Origin of the sequence: Streptomyces sp. CBMA123, assembly GCF_014596465.1 — a bacterium.
Classification (GTDB): Bacteria; Actinomycetota; Actinomycetes; order Streptomycetales; family Streptomycetaceae; genus Kitasatospora.
Genome location: NZ_MECK01000615.1, coordinates 18,542 through 38,359 on the forward strand (window position 1 = coordinate 18,542; position 19,818 = coordinate 38,359).

Here is a 19,818-nt window from a genome sequence, read left to right on the forward strand (position 1 = left end):
CCCGCTAGGGTTGGACCTCACGCCCCGGTGGGGGAACCGGGGTGAACTCCTCGGATGTCCCTGAGCGGAGGGGGCGTGGAGTCCGAGGTGTGGGAGCAACTGGAACATGGGTCTGACGAGCCACAAGGTGCTGGCGCTGGCCGTGCTGGTCGCGGTCGTGATGATGGTCGGCACGGTCTGGCTGTGGCCCAGACTCGCCAGGAAGAGCTGGCAGGCGGTGTTCGGCCGGATCGGCGCGCTGCTCGCCACCCAGCTCACGGTGCTCGCGGCGCTCGGCCTGGTGGCGAACAACTACTTCGCGTTCTACAGCAGTTGGGACGACCTGCTGGGCACCGGCAGCACCGGCCCGGTGGTGATACACAACAAGGCGGACGCCTCCGGCCGCCTGCTGGTGGAGACCATAGGCCAGGCGTCGGTCAAGGGCGGCGGCGCGAGGGGCCGTGAACCCGGCCAGTCCGGCGAGATCCGCAAGGTCCGGATCGACGGCAAGGTGAGCCGGCTGTCGACCGAGGGTTTCGTCTACCTGCCGCCGCAGTACTTCCAGCCCGAGTACGCGCAGAAGCAGTTCCCGGCGGTGATCGTCAGCACCGGGTTCCCAGGAATCGCCGAGAACCTGATCACCCGCTTCAACTACCCGGGCGCCGCGCTCAAGCTGCTGCAGGAGGGCCGGATGCAGCCGACCGTCATGGTCATGCTGCAGCCCTCGCCCGCCATGCCGCAGGACACCGAGTGCGAGGACATCCCGGGCGGCGCCCAGTCCGACACGTACTTCACCAAGGACGTCACCTCGGCGATCCAGGCCAGCTACCGGGTCTCGCCCGATCCGCACGCCTGGGCCTTCATGGGCAACTCGACCGGCGGCTACTGCGCCGTCAAGATGGCCATGCGCCACCCGGACGTCTTCCCGACCGCCGTCGCCCTGTCCGGCTACTACGACGCCGCCGACGACCCGACCACCGGCGACCTCTTCGGCGGCAGCAAGCAGCGCCGCAACGAGGCCAACCTGATGTGGCGGCTGAAGAACATGCCGCCGCCGGACATCTCGGTCCTGCTGGCCGGTACCAAGAAGGGCGACGGCAACTACAAGCCGGACACCGAGGCGTTCATCGACGCGGTGCGGAGCCCCATGAAGGTCTCGTACAGCATGCTCGAGAACGGCGGCCACAACTTCGAGACCTGGAGCGCCCTGCTGCCGTCCTCGCTGGAGTGGCTGTCCCAGCACCTCAAGGTGCCGAACCAGCCCAGCCAGCCGAACCAGCCCGGCCGGCCGAACCCCTCGGGCCAGGCGAGCCAGACCGTCTGACGGCGACGGGAACGCGTCGAACCCCCCGGAGCCCAGGCCCCGGGGGTTCGACGCGTTCTACGGCCCGGCGCCGGTCAGGCCACCCGCTCCAGCGTCCCGGTGTGCAGCTGGCCGACCCGGCCGCCCTCGCCCTCGAAGGTCCAGAAGGCCCGTACGGTCAGCGCATTGAGGTCCATCACATGGCTGACGGTGATCCCGCTCTGCTCCGTCCAGCTGATGAAGTAGATCTCCGGCGCGACCTCGGCGACGTGCAGCCGCACGTCCTCCCACTGGCCGGCCGACTCGCCGAGGCCCTCCCAGCGCAGCCGAGTGCCGTCGGCCGAGTAGCTGTTGCGGAAGGCCGCGCCGTTGTCGGCCCGGAAGACGTAGGTACGGCCGGCGAAGGCGGGCAGGGACGCGGTCATGGTGGGGCGGGACCTCTTCTCGGGAGCGCGGGACGGGTCGTACGGGTCGTACGGGTCGTACGGGTCGGGCTCGGTGCACTTGTGCACCGTGGAAAACGCCAGGGCTCCAATTTATCCGACCGGGCGGACTCGGGCGGCCCCGCGCCACGGTACGGTCCGCCACCACCGCGCCGGCCACCGTGTGTGGCCGGCACATGGGCGGCGGCCGCACGCCGGTCCTAGCAGCCCTGGCTCGGGGTGCTGCCGACCGGCGGCAGCGACTGCTACCCGGGCTGAACCACCTGGAGCCGGCCTGGTCGCCGGAGGCCGAGAGCCAGGTGGCCGGCTGGCTCGGCTGAGCCCCGGGCCGCGACGACGTGGTTGATCAACTCGGCCACCACGCAGCGTCGTTGATCGACACCACTGTGAGCTGTGCGACAACCGGCCCGATCGGGTTGTCCGTTCACGGACGGCCTGCCTAGCCTGCAACCGTCGTCCGCCGTCGCGGACCCCGCCGCCGGGACGCCGAGTCCCGTCCACCCGTCGGCGAGCTGTCGAGCGCCACAGCGGACGGGAGCGGGGGAACCAAGGTCAGCGCCCGGCCCGTACGCACCAGTGTGCGGGCCGTGGCTAGGGGTGAAGCCGCTCCACAGGCGGCCGGGCAACTGCAGTCCGAATCCGACAGCTCACCTCGCAGGCGTCGCAGAGGACCCCCATGCACCAGCCTGCCCGGCGCCGCCGCGCGCCCCGCCACGCCCGTCCGTCCCACCGCGGCCGCAACGCCGCCCTCGCCGCCACCGGGGCGCTGGCGATCAGCGGCGCAGGCCTGTTCGGGCTGCCGTCCGTCGCCGGTGCCCAGGCCGCCACCGCCCCGACCGTCACCCAGGACCGGCTCGCTCCGGCCGCCATGGTCGCCGGCCAGGCCACCACCGCTTCGCTGAGCCTGCACTCCTCGGCCTGCTTCGTCGCCAAGACCGTCGGCGTCGGCGTCCGTGACGCGCGCGGCACCAACCTGGACTTCCCGGGCAACGCGACCAACGCGCGGATATGCCCGAGCGGGGTCGACTTCACCAGCGGTGCGCGCACCCTGCCGGCCGGGACGTACACCCAGTTCGGCTTCTGGCAGGACCTCGGGGGCGCCTGGCACAACCTGCCCTCGCAGCAGCTGGTGGTCTCCCGCACCGGCACGTCGACGCCGACCCCGGCCCCGACCGCCACCCCCAGCGCCAAGCCGTCGCCGACCACGAGCCCGACCACCGCGCCGACGCCCACGCCGACGACCAGCCCGACCACCACGCCGCCGCCGACCACGAGCCCGACCGCGAGCCCGACCACCACACCGACCGCGAGCCCGACGAGCCCGACCAGCCCGACCGCGAGCCCGAGCGCCACCGCGAGCCCGAGCACCCCGGCGCCGTCCTCCCCGATCGCCGGCAAGTCGCTGACCTGGTCCGACGAGTTCAACGGCCCGATCGACTGGGGCCAGCGCTGGGTCGGCGACAAGAGCACCTCGTACAAGTACGGGAACCACAACCCGGACGACAACAAGCTCGACTGGCTGAACAGGAACAACGTCACCGTCGCGAACGGCGTCGCCACCTTCACCGCCACCCCGGGCGGGCCCACCCTGGAGAACGGCCAGCAGTCCTGGAACACCGGTTTCCTGACCACCGAGGGTTCCGCCGAGGGCTTCCAGGTCAAGACCGGCGACTACGCCGAGACCCGGGTCAAGATGCCCTCCGTGGGCGGCGCCTGGCCCGCCCTGTGGACCTGGAAGAACGGCAACGGGGAGATCGACTCCTTCGAGTACCACCCCGACAACCCGAACCTGCTGGAGCTGACCAACCACGTCAACCCGAGCAACCCCGAGTACTACACCGACGCCAAGGCCGTCGCCAAGGACCAGTGGGTCACCATCGGCACCTACTACGGCGCCAACTCGGTGGACTGGTACGTCAACGGCGTCAAGGTGTACTCGGACAACAAGGGCGTGGGCGCCGGCTTCTCGGCGTACCTGATCCTCAACCTCTCGGTGGGCGCGGGCAAGTACCACCCTGCGCCGCAGGGGAACACCCCGATCACCTTCGCCGCCGACTACGTGCGCGTCTACCGCTGAGCCGTCACGTAGCCCGCCCCGGGTAGCCGAACCCGCACCACCCAAGACCAGCCGCTCTCAGGGACCGGCAGCCGCCTCGACCACCGCGCGTGGTCGGAACGGCTGCCGGTTCTTGCGTTGATCCCCAGGTGCGGCAGGTGAATTGACGTAGCGTCAGAATCAGGCGTCAGGGCGCCAGGACCTGCCCCAGCCGGGTCGCGATCTCCTGCATCACCGGTACCAGCGAGGACGCCCCCGTCTGATCCTCCAGCGCCCGGATCCGGGCCTCCGGGCCGGATACCGAGAGCGCGGTGGGCGTCGGCGCGCCCGGTACCGTGAGGGCGATGCAGCGGACGCCGATCTCCTGCTCCTGGTCGTCCACCACGTACCCGCGCTCGCGCGCCTCGGCGAGCTGGTCCATCAGCTCCTGCGGGTCGGTGAGGGTGTACTCGGTGTGCGCGGGCAGCGAGTTGGGGCCCAGGATCGCGCGCGCCTCGTCCTCGGGGAGCTGGGCGAGCAGGGCCTTGCCGACGCCGGTGCAGTGCGGCTGCACCCGCCGTCCGACCTCGGTGAACATCCGCATCGAGCGCCGCGACTGCACCTGCCCGACGTACACCACCTCGCCGCCCTCCAGCACCGCCAGGTTGGCGGTCTCGCCGGTGGCCTCCATGAGTTCGGCCAGGTACGGGCGGGCCCAGCTGCCGAGCAGCCGGCCGGCCGTCTCGCCGAGCCGGATCAGCCGGGGGCCGAGGGTGTAGCGGCGTGCGGTGTCCTGGCGGACATAGCCCTGCTGGACGAGGGTACGGACCAGTCGGTGGATGGTCGGCATCGGGAGGCCGGAGCTGGTGGAGAGCTCACTGAGGGTGGCCACGCCGCCCGAGTCGGCCAGCGCCTCCAGGAGTTGGAAGGCGCGCTCGACGGACTGCACGCCGCCGCTCGCGCGGTCGGCGCCTGTCGTCGATGCTGTGTCGGGGGTCGCAACCACCGGCGTTCCCTTCGCTGTCGGGGAGGAGTAGAGTCCCGGCGACTCTTCAACAAACCGTTGAAATTCTGTATCGCGGAAACTAGTCTCCACCTTACAGAATCGAACTCGCCGACAGGCGGGTAACGATCGAGGAAGTTCCCGAGGGCGTTCCCACCGGAGCCCCCTTCGCCAGGCTCAACCGTCTTAGGAGTGTCCTGCTCATGGCTGCAGATCAGGGGCCCTCCCCCAGCCTCCGGCCGGGGGTACCCCCAATCGCCTCCTCTACCGCCGCTCCGGTCGTCACTGTCGCCGGTCCGCGCGTCCATCGGGCGGAGGAGGTGCTCACCCCGGAGGCGGTCGCCTTCGTCGTGGGCCTCCATCGCGCCTTCGAGGGCCGCCGACAGGAACTGCTGGCCAGGCGGAAGAGCCGACGCGCCGAGATCGCCCGCACCGGCACGCTGGACTTCCTCCCCGAGACCGCCGACATCCGGGCCGGCGACTGGAAGGTCGCCGAGGCGCCGCGCGCCCTCCAGGACCGCCGGGTCGAGATCACCGGCCCCACCGACCGCAAGATGGTCATCAACGCGCTCAACTCCGGGGCGAAGATCTGGCTCGCCGACTTCGAGGACGCCACCTCCCCGACCTGGGAGAACGTGGTCAGCGGCCAGGTCAACCTGATCGACGCCTTCGAGGGCCGGATCGACTTCACCAGCACGGCCGGCAAGGCCTACACCCTCAAGCCCGCCGCCGAACTCGCCACCGTCGTGGTCCGCCCGCGTGGCTGGCACCTGGACGAGAACCACCTGCTGGTCGACGGCGTCCCGGTGGCCGGCGCGTTCGTCGACTTCGGCCTGTACTTCTTCCACAACGCCGCCCGGCTGCTCGCCAAGGGCGCCGAGGACCCCAACTCCGGCCCGTACTTCTACCTGCCGAAGACCGAGAGCCACCTCGAGGCCCGGCTCTGGAACGACGTGTTCACCCACGCCCAGGCCGAGTTGGGCATCCCGCACGGAACCGTCCGGGCCACCGTCCTGATCGAGACCATCACCGCGGCCTTCGAGATGGACGAGATCCTCCACGAGCTGCGCGACCACGCGGCCGGCCTCAACGCCGGGCGCTGGGACTACCTGTTCTCGATCGTCAAGAACTTCCGCGACGCCGGCGAGCACTACATCCTGCCGGACCGCAACAGCGTCACCATGGCCTCGCCGTTCATGGCCGCCTACACCCGCCTGCTGGTGCGCACCTGCCACAGGCGCGGCGCCCACGCGATCGGCGGCATGGCCGCGTTCATCCCCAGCCGCCGGGACCCCGAGGTCAACGCCGCCGCGCTGGAGAAGGTCAAGGCGGACAAGGACCGCGAGGCCGGCAACGGCTTCGACGGCTCCTGGGTCGCCCACCCGGACCTCGTCCCGGTCGCCCAGGCCTCCTTCGACGCGGTGCTCGGCGAGCGGCCGAACCAGAAGGACAACCCCGGCCCGGCCGAGCCGGTCACCGCCGCCGACCTGCTCGACATCGCCGGCGCCGGCGGCACCTGCACCCGGGCCGGGCTGCACAACGCCGTCCAGGTCGGCCTGCGCTACATCGAGGCGTGGCTGCGCGGGCTCGGCGCGGTCGGCATCTTCAACATGATGGAGGACGCCGCCACCGCCGAGATCTCCCGCTCGCAGATCTGGCAGTGGATCCACAACGGGGTCGTGCTGTCCGACACCGGCGAGAAGGCCACCGCCGAGTTGGTGCGCACCCTGGTCGCCACCGAACTGGCCGAGCTCCGCGCCGAGTCCGGCGACCAGGCCTACCAGGCCGGCCGCTGGCGCGAGGCCGCCCAGCTCTTCGAACAGGTCGCCCTGGCCGAGGAGTTCGCGGACTTCCTGACCCTCCCCGCGCTGCCCCTGCTGGGCTGAGTACCAACCTATCCGCCGGCGCCACCGCTGCCGCCTGCCGGGCTGTAGCAGTTCCACCGCCCAATGCTCCGTTCCGTACGGCGACGAATCCACCTGTCCTCTCGTCGCCGTGCGGAACGGTCTTTTCGTTCCGAGGAGTTCACCGATGGCACGCATCTTCTTCAACGGCCAGGCGATGGTCGGCGGACCGTTCCACGCCAAGGTCGCCGACGCCCTGATCGGCCCGGCCCGCACCGCGACCGGTTACCGCTTCTTCTCCATCGACCACAGCGGCGGGACGGACGTCTGCCCGGGGCTGCTGCCCGACCCGGCCGCCGACAGCGCGATCGAGGGCGAGCTGTACGAGATCAGCCTGGAGCGCCTGCGGGACGTCATCCTGCCGGGCGAGCCCAGGGAGCTGGAGCTCGGCGTGATCGAGCTGGAGGACGGCTCCGCGTGCTTCTCGATGCTGCTCGCCCGCGGCGAGGTCGAGCGCGGCGTGCACCGGGAGATCACCCACCACGGCGGCTGGCGCGCGTACCTGGGGACGCTGGGGCGCACGGCCTGAGGGCAGGCGCCGCAGCACACGCCGCGGCCCCGAACCCTCGCCGTGGGTTCGGGGCCGCGGTCCGTACACCCTGCCGGGTGTACGGAGTCCGGGGTGCGCACCGTCCCTGGGCGCCCCCGGAGCTCCTTGGTACCGGCCGGGATCAGACCGGCCGGGAGGCCAGTTCCTTGGCCGCGCGGGCGCAGGCACGCGCGATCCGGTCCTCGTTGACGGTGGTCAGCTCGCCCCTCTCGACCACGGCGTTGCCGTTGACGAACAGCGTCGCCAGCGGCGGCAGCGCGCCGAAGGTGAGGGCCGCGACCGGGTCCGCGATCGAGGAGTGCAGGACCCCGTCGATCCTCCACAGCGCCAGGTCGGCCAGCTTGCCGGCCTCGATCGAGCCGATCTCGTTCTGCCGTCCGAGCACCCGGGCGCCGCCCATGGTGCCCAGCCGCAGCGCCTGGCGCCCGGTCAGCGCGGTCGGGGAGCCGTGCAGCCGGTTGATCAGCAGCGCGTTGCGCAGCTCGGTGCCCAGCTCGCCGGACTCGTTGGAGGCGGTGCCGTCGACGCCGAGGCCGACGGGTACGCCGGCCCTGAGCATGTCCGGCACCCGGGCGATCCCGGCGGCCAGGCGGGCGTTGGAGGACGGACAGTGCGCCACGCCGGTGCCGGTCTCGGCGAACTTGGCGATGTCGGAGTCGTTCATGTGGACGCAGTGCGCCATCCAGACGTCCTCGCCGAGCCAGCCGACCGACTCGAAGTAGTCCGTCGGCCCCATGCCGAACAGCTCCTTGCAGAACTGCTCCTCCTCGGCCGTCTCGGAGCCGTGGGTGTGCAGCCGGACGCCCTTGCGGCGGGCGAGTTCGGCGGACTGGCGGAGCAGGTCGGTGGAGACCGAGAACGGCGAGCAGGGCGCCAGCGCGACGTGCAGCATCGAGCCGAACGAGGAGTCGTGGTAGCGGTCCACGGCGGCCTCGGAGGCGGCCAGGATGTCGTCCAGCTCCTCGACGGCGTGGTCCGGCGGCAGTCCGCCGTCCTTCTTGCTGCGGTCCATCGAGCCGCGCAGCGCGGTGAAGCGCAGGCCGAGCTCCTGGACGGCCTCGATCGAGGCGCCGAGGACGTCCCCGCCGTCCTTGGGGAAGACGTAGTGGTGGTCCGAGGCGGTGGTGCAGCCGGACTTGAGCAGGGCGGCGGCCGAGCCCTGGCTGGCGGCGTGCACGAGCTTCTCGTCGATCCGGGCCCAGGTCGGGTAGAGGGCGACCAGCCAGTCGAACAGGATGTCGTTCTGGGCGAGGCCGCGGGTGATCCACTGGTAGAAGTGGTGGTGGGTGTTGACCAGGCCGGGGGTGAGCAGGTGGCCCTCGCCGTTGATCCGGCGCACCACGTTGTCCAGCCACGCCGGGGCGGGGCCGTCGCCGACCGATTCGATCCGGTTGCCGAGGATGACCACGTGGCCGCGGGCGTACTCGGTGTCGACGGCGTCGACGGTGGCGATCGCGACGTTCTCGATCACGATCCGCTGGTCGGCGGGCGGGGGCTGGACTGCCATGGTGTCACTCCTATGGGGGAGGGCCAGGAGGGGCGCGCACTCAGCGGTGCGCGCCCCTGCCCGGACCGGTCAGGACGGTGTCGCCGTCGGCACCGTCGCGCCGGAGGCCTGGCCGGACCTGGATTCGGATCCGGGCCGGCGGGCTGCTCCGACGTGGTGGAAGAGCAGGTTGAGCAGGACGGCCATCACGCAGCCGGCCGAGATCCCCGAGTGCATCAGGGTCCGGACGGCCTCCGGGAAGGCGTCGTAGAAGGTGGGCACGGCGATCGGGACGATGCCGACCCCGAGCGAGACCGACACCAGGATGGTGTTGGCGCTGGACTCCATGCCGGCCTCCGCGAGGGTGCGGATCCCGCTCGCCGCGACCGTGCCGAACAGCACGATCCCGGCGCCGCCGAGGACGGGCTGCGGAACCAGGGAGACGACCGAACCGAGCACGGGGAAGAGCCCCAGCAGGATCAGGATGCCCCCGCCGGCCGCGACCACGAAGCGGCTGCGGATCTTCGTCAGCGCCACCAGCCCGATGTTCTGGGCGAAGGCACTGGCGGCGAAGCCGTTGAAGACGGGGCTGAGCGCGGTGGCCAGTCCGTCGGCGCGCAGGCCGGCGGCGAGCGTGGGTTCGTCGGCCTCGCGCTCGACGATCCTCCCGAGGGCGAGCATGTCGGCGGTGGACTCGGTCATCGAGACCACCATGACGATGCACATCGAGACGATCGCGGCGGCGTCGAACATCGGCGCGCCGAAGTGGAACGGGGAGGGGAGCGCGAAGATCTTCGCGTCCTGGACCGCGCCGAAGTCGGCCAGCCCCAGCGGGAAGGCGATCAGGGTGCCGAACGCCAGGCCGACGAGCAGGGACAGCTGCTGCCAGAAGCCGCGCAGCAGCCGATGGCAGAGCACCACCGCGACAAGGGTGATCGCGGCGAGGCCGATGGCCCGCATGGAGCCGTACCCGGGGGCGCCCGGCGAGCCGCCGCGCGCCCAGTTCACCGCCACCGGGAGCAGGGACACCCCGATGAGGGTGATCACGGTGCCCTGGACGACCGGGGGGAAGAACCGGATGAGCTTGCAGAAGTACGGCGCCGCGAGGAAGCACAGGACCCCCGCGACGATCACCGCTCCGAAGATCACCGGGAGGGCGTCCTTCGGTCCCCCTGTTCTTTCGATGGAGCCTTTGGCGATGGCGATCATGGGCGCGACGCCCGCGAACGACACGCCGTTCACGAACGGCAGCCGCGCGCCGATCTTCCAGACGCCGAGGGTCTGGAGCAGGGTGGCCAGTCCGGCGGTGAACAGGCTGGCCGAGATCAGCAGGGCGAGGTCGGCGGCGGAGAGCCCGACGCCGGCGCCGACGATGAGCGGGGGTGCGACGACCCCCGCGTACATCGCGGCGACGTGCTGGAGCCCGGTGGAGAACAGCTTCACCGGTGGCAGCACCTCGTCCACGGGGTGGGGTCCGGAGCCGGATGGCCCGCCGGGGAGGCGGGTTGACGTGCCGTCCGGGCCCGGGGTTCTTGCTGGGGTGGAACCGCCGTCGTTACTGCTGGTGTTGCTGGGTGCCATGTCGAGCCCCTCTTGTGCCCGTGGCTCCCGGCGCGCCCGTGGCGCTGGAGACCCCCGAGAGCGGGACGGCGGAGCAAGGATCCCTCGGGGCGCTTCTCCAGTGCCCCGGGCCGGCCGCCGTGAGGCAGACACGAACTCCGGTTGGTGGGGGTGGAGAAACAGGTGGTGCGGGAACGGGTGGTGCGGGAACGGGTGGTGCGGCAACCACCGGAACGGGTGGAACAGCCGGAACGGGTGGTGCGGGTGGTGCGGGTGGCGCCGCGGGTGGGGGTGGTCAGGCGACCGGGATGACCGGGACGACGCCCTCGCGGTGCACGGTGCCCTCGATCAGGCCGTACATGCGGTCCGCGGCGTAGTAGACCTCGTTCTCGTTCTTGAGTCCGAAGGGCTCCAGGTCGACGAGGAAGTGGTGCTTGTTGGGCAGTTCGAGGCGTACCTCGTCAACCTCGGCGCGGTTGTTGAGCACCCGGGTGCCCATCGCGTGCAGGGTCTGCTGCAGCGAGTAGGAGTAGGTCTCGGCGAACGCCTCCAGCATGTGCCGCTTCACGTGGGTGTAGGAGCGGTTCCAGTTGGGCTGGGCCTCGCCGTCGCGACCGCTGTAGCCGTACTTCCAGCGGGCGGTGACCTGGGTGGCGAGGATGCGGTCGTACGCCTCCTGCAGGGTGGTGTACTTGTCCTTGATGTAGCCCCAGAACTCCGAGTTGGTGGAGTTCATGACGATCAGGTCCTTCAGGCCGGAGATGACCTGGACCCGCTCGCCGTCGTAGACGATCTCGGTGGTGCGGGTCTCCTGGCCGTTGCGGACGAAGGAGTGGCCGACCTCCTCGGAGCCGATGAAGCGGGCCGAGCTGTCGGGCGTCCGGATCCGGTCCCAGGAGTACTCCTCGATCCGGATCCGGGCGCTGTGCACGACGCCGCGCTCGGTGTCGTCGACGAAGTGCCGGGCCAGCAGGATGCCGAAGGCCTCGGCCGAGTCGATGCCGTACTCCTTGGCGAAGGCGTAGACGGTGTTCTTGGTGGTGTCGGTGGGAAGGCAGTTGGCGTTCGACCCGGTGAGGTGGACGTCCTCGAACTCGCCCTGGAGGGAGACCGAGACGTTGAGGTCCTTGATCTCGTGCCGGGTGGAGTCGCGGTAGACCCGGACGATGCGGTTCTCCGCCTTGCCGTACTGGTTCTGACCGAGTACGTGGGCCATGACAGGCTCCTAAGCTTCCAGGTCGGTCTACTAGCTTCCGCGGTAGACCGAGTATCCGAACGGGTTCAGCAGCAGCGGCACGTGGTAGTGGTGCTGCTCGGGCGCGACCGTGAAGACGATCGAGACCTCGGGGAAGAACGGCGGCTCCGCGGACTTGAGCGCGTAGTACGCGCCGGTGTCGAAGAGCAGCCGGACGACCGAGCCCGCCTCCACGGCCGGCAGGTCCTTGACCCGGCCGTCGGAGTCCGTGGCGGAGGTGCCGAGCACCTGCCAGCCACCCTCGGTGTGCAGTGCGAGCTCGACCGGGACGCCCTCGGCCGGGCGGCCGAGGCTGGTGTCGAGCACGTGGGTGGAGATGCCAGTCATGGGTGAAGTGACCTTACTGATGGCAGAGGTGAAGGTGCGTCAGATCGTGACGGGCGACTGTCCGGGGGAGGGGCGGCCCGCCCACGAAGCATTCTTGACGATGAGTCAGGAAGCGTCGAGGAGGCGGTTGAGCCGGATGTCGTTGATCTTGCGCAGCTCACCCCGGACGATCTCCGCCTCGGTGGCGGGATCGTTGGGCTGGCGCGCGCGCAGGGCCGCGAGCATGGTGACCGCGGTGCGGCCGGTCGCGCAGATCAGGAACACGTGGCCGAACTTGGCCTCGTAGTCGGCGTTGGCCCGGCGCAGTTCGTCGAGGACCGCTTGGTCCACGCCCTGGAGGCCGGCCTGTTCGCGCTCGGAGGTGGCGTCGCCCGCCTTGGGCTGGCCGATCCGGGCGTGTCCGGCCATCGCGTCGCGCAGGTCCGCGCCGGTCAGTCCGGCCATCGCCGCCGCGTTGGCGGCGAGCAGGGCCTCCCGGCTGGACCAGGGCTCGGCCTCCGCGACCGCGGCGGCCCAGCGGGGGCTGGAGCATACCTCCAGCAGGATCTCCGTCAGGGCCGCGGCATCGGTCGCGGCCAGGGCGTCAAGGGCGTGGGGGTGGTTGGTCACGGGTGGACCTCCTGAAGAGTGGTGCCACCCGGAAAAGCTAGATCGGCCCCACCCGGCCGTCAACAGTTTGTTGAACGGTTGGTGGTTACGTTTTGAACCGGCCCGCGATACGGGGCCCTTTCGTGTGCGATTCGCCAAGTGTGCCCCGCCGAGGGCCGATCCAGACTTCTCGGCACCGGCGGGGTCACCCGTACGGCGGGCCGCCCAGGGCTGCCCGGTTCGTTCAGGAGGGCTTCGAGCCGTCCTGGCGGTTCAGGTAGTTGTACACGGTGAAGCGGCTGACGCCCAGGGCCGAGGCGACCGTCTCGACGCCGTGGCGCACGGTGAACGCGCCGCGCTCCTCCAGGAGGGCGACGACCCGCTGCTTCTCCCAGCGGTCCAGCTCGGCCAGCGGCCGGCCGTCGAACTGCCGGGTCATCTCGGTGAGCAGCCGGTCCAGTGCGCTGCTCAGGTGCGGCAGTCGGACGGCCAGGGCCGGGGTGCCCTCCCACTCCAGGACGACGTCCTCGGCCTTCGCCTCGTCCAGGGGGACGGGCGTCGCGCCGACCGCGTCCAGCAGCGGCTTGACCGCCGCGGCGAGCGGGTGTTCCACGTGCTCGGTCACGGCGTACCGCCCTCCTCGCCCAGCAGGCTGACCTGGACGGAGATGCGGGTCGCCCCGGCGTCCAGGGTCTCCCGGAGCAGCCGGGTCACCGCGGCGAGGACCTGCTCGGCCTCGCCCTCGGCGCCGGTCCCGAAGGGGCCGACGGACACGTCCAGGCCGGCCTCGTCGACGACCTTGCGGGCCGCCGCGGCGTGCTCGGGGAACGTGTCCAGTTCGAACGGTTCTGTCGTGAACTCCACCATCAATCGCACCTGCTCACTGTATCGAGCGGGGGTGGGCGGGGGCAGGGGCTGGGCGATCGAACAGTCGCGGGCCTGGTGGGCGGGCCCCTCCGGGCTTCTTCAACAAAATGTTGCGGCAGCCTTGACACCCGCTCGGCGGGCCGGAGATGCTTCCACCACACAGAATCCCTCTTCCGGATCGTGGAAGTTGCGGATGAAGGAAGAGAGAGTGAGAGGTGATGGACGTGACGGCGGCTGCCAAGCACGGCTTCACGGTCAACCTGTCGATCCTGTTCGGCGAACTCCCGCTGCTGGAGCGCCCCGCGGCCGCCGCCGCGGCCGGCTTCACGGCCGCCGAACTCTGGTGGCCCTTCGGCGCCGAGCACAGCCCCAGCCGGGCCGAACTCGACGCGCTGCGCAAGGCCTTCAGTGACGCGGGGGTCCGGCTCACCGGCCTGAACCTCCTCGACGACCTCAGCCTGGGCGCCCGGGGCACCGTCTCGGTCCCGTCCGAGCGGGACCGCTTCCGCGCCAACCTCCCGGTCGCCGCGGAACTCGCCGCCTCGCTCGGCGCCACCGCGCTCAACGCGCTGTACGGCAACCGGGTCGAGGGCGTCGAGCCGGCCGAACAGGACGCGCTCGCGCTGGAGAACCTGGTGCTCGCCGCACGGGCGGCGCACGAGATCGGCGCCGTCCTGCTGATCGAGGCCCTCAACAAGGCCGAGTCCCCGGACTACCCGCTGGTGTCCGCAGCCGCCGCCGTCGAGGTGGTGGACAAGGTCAACGCCGCCACCGGCCTGGGGAACGCCCGGTTCCTCTGCGACCTCTACCACCTGGCCAAGAACGGCGAGGACCTGGCGGCGGTCATCGACACCCACGCCGACAAGATCGGCCACGTCCAGATCGCCGACACCCCGGGCCGCAACGAGCCCGGCACCGGCGAGCTGGACTTCGAGGACCTGTTCGCCCGGCTCAGCGCCGCGGGCCATCGGCCGGTCGGCGGCTCTGCCGCGGGCGGCCTGATCGGCCTGGAGTACCGGCCCTCCACCGGCGTCAGCGCCGACAGCTTCGACTGGCTGCCGCGCGAGCTGCGCGCGGCCCGGTAGGCCGACGGACCCGTCACGGTCCGAAGCGCCGACGGCCCGGTCAGGCCGACGGACCCGTCAGGCCGCCGCGGCCCCGGTCGGACCCGGCGCGGCCCGGCACGCCACCCCTCCCCACCCGCACACGTAAGGAACCCGACGCGATGAGCGCCTCCCGCAAGATTGCCTTCGTCGGCCTCGGCATCATGGGCAAGCCCATGGCCGTCAACCTGGTCAAGGCCGGCCACCACGTGACCGGCTTCGACCTCTCCCAGGCCTCGATCGACACCGTGATCGCGGCCGGCGGCCACGGCGCCGCGAGCATCGCGGACGCGGTGAAGGACGCCGAGGTCGTCATCACCATGGTCCCGGCCGACCCGCACGTCGAGGCGGTCATCCTCGGCGAGGGCGGCGTCCTGGAGAACGTCCGGCCGGGCACCCTGGTGATCGACATGTCCTCGATCACCCCGCAGACCTCCATCAAGGTCGGCAAGGCCGCCCGGGAGAAGGGTGTGCGCACCCTGGACGCCCCGGTCTCCGGCGGCGAGGCCGGCGCCGTCGAGGCGGTGCTGTCGATCATGGTCGGCGGCGAGGCCGCGGACTTCGCCGAGGCCGAGCCGCTGTTCGACGCGCTGGGCACCACGGTCGTCCACGTCGGGCCGGACGGCGCCGGCCAGACCGTCAAGGCAGCCAACCAGCTGATCGTCGCGGTCAACATCCAGGTGCTCGCCGAGGCTGTGGTGTTCCTGGAGAACGCCGGGGTCGACCTCGCCGCCGCGCTGGACGTGCTCGGCGGCGGCCTGGCCGGCTCCACCGTGCTCAACCGCAAGAAGGCGAACATGCTCAACCGCGAGTTCGCCCCCGGCTTCCGGATCGACCTCCACCACAAGGACATGGGCATCGTCACCGACGCCGCCCGCGCCGTGGGCGCCGCGCTGCCGGTCGGCGCCGTGGTGGCCCAGCTGGTCGCCTCCGCCCGGGCCAACGGCGACGGCTCGCTCGACCACTCGGCGCTGCTGCGCGGCGTCGAGCGGCTCTCGGGCCGCGAGGTGGTGTAACACCTCCCGAAAGCTCCTCCTGGTGGCGTGTACCTGATCCGGTCGTGCCCGCGCCACCAGGAGGCCAGACCCGACCGGCGCGCGGGCCGGGGCTCATCCGCCCGCCCGCCGGTCGACCCAAGCCGGTGACACGCACACCCTTCCCTGGGGGCACTTCGGTCGTGCCGATCGCGTGTCGCCTGGCCCCCTCCCCGCCGAGGGGAGCCCCTCGTACGTCGGAAGCGGGACGAGGGGAAACGGCGGGGAGGGGGCGCACCACCCCTTCCGCGGGCCCCGGCCGTGCCAACCGCGCGGGGGTCGCGGTCCCGGGGCCACCGGACCCATGCTTGTCGAACCACTGCCACACCCGCACGGAAGTGAGGACCACCGATGCCCCCCACCCCCCACCAGGGCCACGTGGTCGTAGCGCCGGACAAGTTCAAGGGCACCCTGGAGGGCGCCGAGGTCGCCGCGAGGATCGCCGCCGGCATCCGGCGCGCCGCGCCCGGCACCGAGGTCCGCGAACTGCCCGTCGCCGACGGCGGCGAGGGCACTCTGGCCGCGGCGCTCGCGGCCGGCTTCACCCGCGTCCCGGCCAAGGTGACCGGCCCGACCGGCCTGCCGGTGGACGCCGCGCTCGCCGTCCGCGGCGACACCGCCGTGGTCGAGCTGGCCCAGGCCTCCGGGCTGGCCCGGCTGCCCGGCGGCCGGACCGCCCCGCTCGCGGCCGGCTCCTACGGCGTCGGCCAGCTGATCGGCCGGGCGGTGTCGATGGGCGCCAAGCGGATCGTGCTGGGCCTGGGCGGCAGCGCCGGCACGGACGGCGGGGCCGGCATGGTGCAGGCGCTCGGGGTCCGGCTGCGGGACGCCGACGACGTCGAACTGCCGCCCGGCGGCGCCGCGTTGCGCCGACTGGCGCGGGTCGACCTCGGTCCGCTGGCCGAGCTGCTGGCCGGCGTGGACGTCGTGGTCGCCTGCGACGTGGACAACCCGCTGCTCGGCCCGCGCGGCGCCACCGCCGTCTACGGCCCGCAGAAGGGCGCCGACGGGAACGACCTGGTGGTCCTGGAGCAGGGGCTGACCCGCTTCGCCGACCAGGTCGCCGCGGCGACCGGACGGGACGTGCGGGAGGCCCCCGGCGCCGGGGCCGCGGGCGGGGTGGGCTTCGGCGCCCTCGCCCTGCTCGGCGCCACCATGCGACCCGGTATCGAGCTGCTGCTCGAACTGCTGGGTTTCGACGAGGCCGTGCGTGGGGCACGCCTCGTCGTCACCGGTGAGGGCTGCCTGGACGCTCAGACGCTCCATGGCAAGGCCCCCGCCGGAGTCGCCGCGGCGGCTGCCCGGGCGGGGGTTCGGGTGGCTGCCGTGGCGGGGCGGCTGGAGCTGTCCGAGCCCGAGTGGCGGGCGGCCGGCTTCACCGCCGCGATCGCGCTCACCGACCTCGCCGAGCAGCCGGGGGACAGCATGACCAAGGCCGGGGAACTGGCCGAGGTGGCGGGGGAGCGGTTGGCCGGGGCGCTGCTGCCGGGCTGAGCCCTCGTACGTTCCTCCATTGACGTTTTGTTGAAGGCGGGCCTAGGCTCCCGGCAATCCTTCGGTTCCCGCCACGCCGACGACCCGCGCCAACGACCGCGCCAGCCGCTGACTCCGACCGTCCGCGAGTGCCTCCCGGGCCCGCGCGGTCCGGTGTGTCCCCGCGTACCCCTGAGTGCCCCGTTCCCCACCCAGTTCCAGGTTTCGGAGGTCCCCATGCCGTTCAGCCAGCCAGCGGTGATCCGCTCCCGTCGGGCGGTGCTGCCCGACGGCGAGCGCCCCGCGGACGTGCTGATCCGGGGCGGCAGGATCGAGCAGGTCGCCGCCCACGGCTCCCTCGCGGTCGGCGACAGCGAACTGGTCGACCTCGGCGACACCGCCCTGCTGCCCGGCCTGGTCGACACCCACGTGCACGTCAACGAGCCCGGCCGCACCGAGTGGGAGGGCTTCGCCACCGCCACCCGGGCCGCCGCGGCCGGCGGCGTCACCACGATCATCGACATGCCGCTCAACTCCGTCCCGCCCACCACCACGGTCGCCGGGCTGGACGTCAAGCGGAAGACCGCCGAGGGGCAGGCCTGGGTCGACCTCGGCTTCTGGGGCGGCGCCGTCCCCGGCAACCTCGCCGACCTCGAACCCCTGCACCGGGCAGGCGTGTTCGGCTTCAAGAGCTTCCTGGCGCCGTCCGGCGTGGACGAGTTCCCGCACGTCGAGGCCGCCGACCTGGAGGCCGCCCTGGCCGAGCAGGCCCGGATCGGGGCACTGGCGATCATCCACGCCGAGGACCCGGCCGTGCTGGCCGCCGCACCGCAGCAACCCGGCGTCCACTACCGGGACTTCCTCGCCTCCCGGCCGGCCGGCGCGGAGACCGCGGCGGTCGCCCACCTGCTCCACACCGCCCGGCGCACCGGCACCCGGGTGCACATCCTGCACGTCTCCTCGGCGGCCGTGCTGCCGCTGCTGCGCCAGGCCCGCGAGGACGGCGTACGGGTGACCGCCGAGACCTGCCCGCACTACCTGACCCTCGCCGCCGAGCAGGTGCCGGACGGCGACACCGCCTTCAAGTGCTGCCCGCCGATCCGCGACGAGGCCAACCGGGACGCGCTCTGGGAGGCCCTGGCGAACGGCGAGTTCACCGCCGTCGTCTCCGACCACTCGCCGTCCACCCCCGACCTCAAGCTGCTGCCCGAGTACGGCGGCAGCGGCGACTTCGCGGCGGCCTGGGGCGGCATCGCCTCGCTGCAGTTGGGCCTGCCCGCGATCTGGACCGAGGCCCGCCGTCGCGGCCACACGCTGGCCGACGTGGTGCGCTGGATGTCCTCCGGACCGGCCGAACTGGTCGGCCTCACCGGCACCAAGGGCGCCATCGCGGCGGGCTGCGACGCCGACCTGGTCGCCTTCGACCCCGACGGCGAATTCGCCGTCCACGCCCGCGCGTTGCACCACCGCAACCCGGTGACCCCGTACGCCGGACGGACCTTGCGCGGCGCCGTCCGCACCACCTGGCTGCGCGGCCGTGCGGTGGACACCGGCGCCGAGCCCTTCGGCCGGCAGCTCACCCGGCCCGCCGACTCCCGTTCCGTCGAAGGTTCCTGAAACGGCACCGCTCCCTGAAACGGCACCGCTCCCTGAAACGGCACCGCTTCCCGAACCGCCGAGCTTCCCCAACCGCCGAGCTTCCCCAACCGACCGAGCCTCCCGAACCGCCGAGCTTCCCGAACCGCCACGTCTTCCGAGGAGAGTCAGTGACCACTGCCGACACCCCGAGCGCTCCCTTCACCGAGCTGGTCAACCTGGCCTCCCGACTGCTCGGCGCGGGCGTCGTCGCCACCAATGAGGACACCTTCGCGGACGCCGAGAACCTGCTGGTCGCCAAGCCCGCCGAGTTCCGCCCGCACACTTTTGGCCACAAGGGCCAGATCATGGACGGCTGGGAGTCCAAGCGCCGCCGTGGCGTCTCCGCCGAGCAGCCGCACCCCACCGACCAGGACCACGACTGGGCGATCGTGCGGCTCGGCGTCGGCGGCGTGATCCGCGGCGTGATCGTCGACACCGCCCACTTCACCGGCAACTACCCGGAGAGCGCCACGGTCGAGGCCGCCTCCGTCCCCGGGCACCCCTCGCCCGAGGAGCTGCGGGCCGCCGAGTGGACCGTCATCGTGCCGCGCACCCCGCTCCGGGGCGACACCGCCCACGAGTTCGCCGTCCAGGACGACGCCCGGTACACCCACGTACGGCTCGCCATCTTCCCGGACGGCGGCGTCGCCCGGCTCCGGGTGCACGGCGAGGTGCTGCCCGACCCGCGCGAACTGGACGGCCTCACCTTCGACCTGGCCGCCCAGGAGTACGGCGGCGTGGCCGAGGCGGCGTCCGACCGCTACTTCTCCTCCCCGCACAACCTGAACGCTCCCGGTCGCGCCTCCGTCATGGGCGAGGGCTGGGAGACCCGGCGTCGGCGCGACAAGGCCAACGACTGGGTGCAGATCGCCCTGGCCGGGGGTGGTGAGGTCCTGGCCGCCGAGGTGGACACCACCCACTTCGTCGCCAATGCCCCCGGCTGGGCCGACCTGATCGGCTTCGACGCCTCGACCGGGCAGGCTGCGACTTCACAGACACCGGCCGACGGCGAGTGGTTCGAGATCCTGCCCCGTACCCGGCTGCAGCCCGACACCCGGCACCGCTTCCGGCTCGACCCGGGCCGCCCGGTGACCCACGTGCGGATCAACGTCTACCCGGACGGCGGCCTGGCCCGCCTCCGGCTCACCGGCCGCCTCACCGAGGCCGGCCGCGCGGCCCTCGCGCTGCGCTGGTTCAACGCCGTCCCGGCCGTCGAGGCCGCCACCGCGCTCACCGGCGCCGGCCTGACCGCCGAGGAGGCCGCCGCGCT

General features: G+C 72.1%; 18 protein-coding genes and 1 riboswitch. Of the genes, 9 read left to right on the top strand and 9 right to left on the bottom strand.

Annotation, left to right across the window (positions count from 1 at the left end):
• Positions 1-106 precede the first annotated feature (106 nt).
• Positions 107-1,303, top strand: coding sequence for an alpha/beta hydrolase (locus tag BG452_RS40260; RefSeq protein WP_188309313.1), 1,197 nt, complete (start codon positions 107-109; stop codon positions 1,301-1,303).
• Positions 1,304-1,377: 74 nt separating this feature from the next.
• Here the strand turns inward: BG452_RS40260 and BG452_RS40265 are convergent, their stop codons facing one another.
• Entirely contained in the window at positions 1,378-1,794 is a 417-nt protein-coding gene (locus tag BG452_RS40265) for a MoaF-related domain-containing protein (RefSeq protein ID WP_188309314.1), read from the bottom strand.
• Positions 1,795-2,235: 441 nt separating this feature from the next.
• A riboswitch (cyclic di-AMP (ydaO/yuaA leader) is annotated at positions 2,236-2,399 on the top strand.
• A gap of 2 nt (positions 2,400-2,401) precedes the next feature.
• Here BG452_RS40265 and BG452_RS46635 point away from each other — a divergent pair.
• A complete protein-coding gene (locus BG452_RS46635; RefSeq protein ID WP_223243440.1) occupies positions 2,402-3,802 on the top strand; it encodes a glycoside hydrolase family 16 protein in 1,401 nt (466 codons plus the stop codon).
• A 166-nt stretch (positions 3,803-3,968) separates the two neighbouring features.
• Here the strand turns inward: BG452_RS46635 and BG452_RS40275 are convergent, their stop codons facing one another.
• Entirely contained in the window at positions 3,969-4,766 is a 798-nt protein-coding gene (locus BG452_RS40275) for an IclR family transcriptional regulator (RefSeq protein WP_188309315.1), read from the bottom strand.
• Between the two features lie 200 nt (positions 4,767-4,966).
• Here BG452_RS40275 and aceB point away from each other — a divergent pair, with 200 nt between their 5' ends.
• The gene (gene aceB, locus BG452_RS40280; protein WP_188309316.1) at positions 4,967-6,649 is read left to right on the top strand and encodes a malate synthase A; all 1,683 of its coding nucleotides are present in this window, start codon (positions 4,967-4,969) and stop codon (positions 6,647-6,649) included.
• A 145-nt stretch (positions 6,650-6,794) separates the two neighbouring features.
• The gene (locus BG452_RS40285) at positions 6,795-7,196 is read left to right on the top strand and encodes a gamma-glutamylcyclotransferase (protein WP_188309317.1); all 402 of its coding nucleotides are present in this window, start codon (positions 6,795-6,797) and stop codon (positions 7,194-7,196) included.
• A gap of 142 nt (positions 7,197-7,338) precedes the next feature.
• Here the strand turns inward: BG452_RS40285 and BG452_RS40290 are convergent, their stop codons facing one another.
• The 7 genes from BG452_RS40290 to BG452_RS40320 form a co-directional block, all read right to left on the bottom strand.
• A complete protein-coding gene (locus tag BG452_RS40290) occupies positions 7,339-8,724 on the bottom strand; it encodes an 8-oxoguanine deaminase (protein ID WP_188309318.1) in 1,386 nt (461 codons plus the stop codon).
• A 69-nt stretch (positions 8,725-8,793) separates the two neighbouring features.
• Positions 8,794-10,284 carry a nucleobase:cation symporter-2 family protein gene (locus tag BG452_RS40295; protein WP_188309319.1) on the bottom strand — a complete coding sequence of 497 codons (1,491 nt, stop codon included), beginning with the start codon at positions 10,282-10,284 and terminating at the stop codon, positions 8,794-8,796.
• Positions 10,285-10,558: 274 nt separating this feature from the next.
• Positions 10,559-11,479, bottom strand: coding sequence for a factor-independent urate hydroxylase (gene pucL, locus BG452_RS40300; RefSeq protein WP_188309320.1), 921 nt, complete (start codon positions 11,477-11,479; stop codon positions 10,559-10,561).
• A 30-nt stretch (positions 11,480-11,509) separates the two neighbouring features.
• On the bottom strand, positions 11,510-11,845 hold the full coding sequence (uraH, locus tag BG452_RS40305; RefSeq protein WP_188309321.1) for a hydroxyisourate hydrolase: 336 nt from the start codon (positions 11,843-11,845) through the stop codon (positions 11,510-11,512).
• A gap of 105 nt (positions 11,846-11,950) precedes the next feature.
• Entirely contained in the window at positions 11,951-12,454 is a 504-nt protein-coding gene (gene uraD / locus BG452_RS40310) for a 2-oxo-4-hydroxy-4-carboxy-5-ureidoimidazoline decarboxylase (protein WP_188309322.1), read from the bottom strand.
• A 223-nt stretch (positions 12,455-12,677) separates the two neighbouring features.
• Positions 12,678-13,058, bottom strand: a complete 381-nt coding sequence (locus tag BG452_RS40315) for a helix-turn-helix domain-containing protein (protein ID WP_188309323.1) — start codon at positions 13,056-13,058, stop codon at positions 12,678-12,680.
• On the bottom strand, positions 13,055-13,300 hold the full coding sequence (locus BG452_RS40320) for a thiamine-binding protein (RefSeq protein WP_188309332.1): 246 nt from the start codon (positions 13,298-13,300) through the stop codon (positions 13,055-13,057). Before BG452_RS40320 ends, BG452_RS40315 begins: the two co-directional genes overlap by 4 nt.
• A 218-nt stretch (positions 13,301-13,518) precedes the next feature.
• Between BG452_RS40320 and BG452_RS40325 the strand changes: the two genes are divergently transcribed.
• The 5 genes from BG452_RS40325 to alc form a co-directional block, all read left to right on the top strand.
• Positions 13,519-14,385 carry a TIM barrel protein gene (locus BG452_RS40325; RefSeq protein WP_188309333.1) on the top strand — a complete coding sequence of 289 codons (867 nt, stop codon included), beginning with the start codon at positions 13,519-13,521 and terminating at the stop codon, positions 14,383-14,385.
• Positions 14,386-14,525: 140 nt separating this feature from the next.
• Positions 14,526-15,419, top strand: coding sequence for a 2-hydroxy-3-oxopropionate reductase (locus tag BG452_RS40330; RefSeq protein ID WP_188309324.1), 894 nt, complete (start codon positions 14,526-14,528; stop codon positions 15,417-15,419).
• Positions 15,420-15,788: 369 nt separating this feature from the next.
• Positions 15,789-16,931: a glycerate kinase gene (locus tag BG452_RS40335; RefSeq protein WP_188309325.1), complete on the top strand. Its 1,143-nt coding sequence runs from the start codon at positions 15,789-15,791 to the stop codon at positions 16,929-16,931.
• 216 nt (positions 16,932-17,147) lie between these two features.
• Positions 17,148-18,527 (top strand): allantoinase AllB, encoded by a 1,380-nt coding sequence (gene allB / locus BG452_RS40340; RefSeq protein WP_188309326.1) that lies wholly within the window; start codon positions 17,148-17,150, stop codon positions 18,525-18,527.
• A 149-nt stretch (positions 18,528-18,676) separates the two neighbouring features.
• On the top strand, positions 18,677-19,818 hold a 1,142-nt coding region (gene alc / locus BG452_RS40345), incomplete at its 3' end, for an allantoicase (protein ID WP_188309327.1).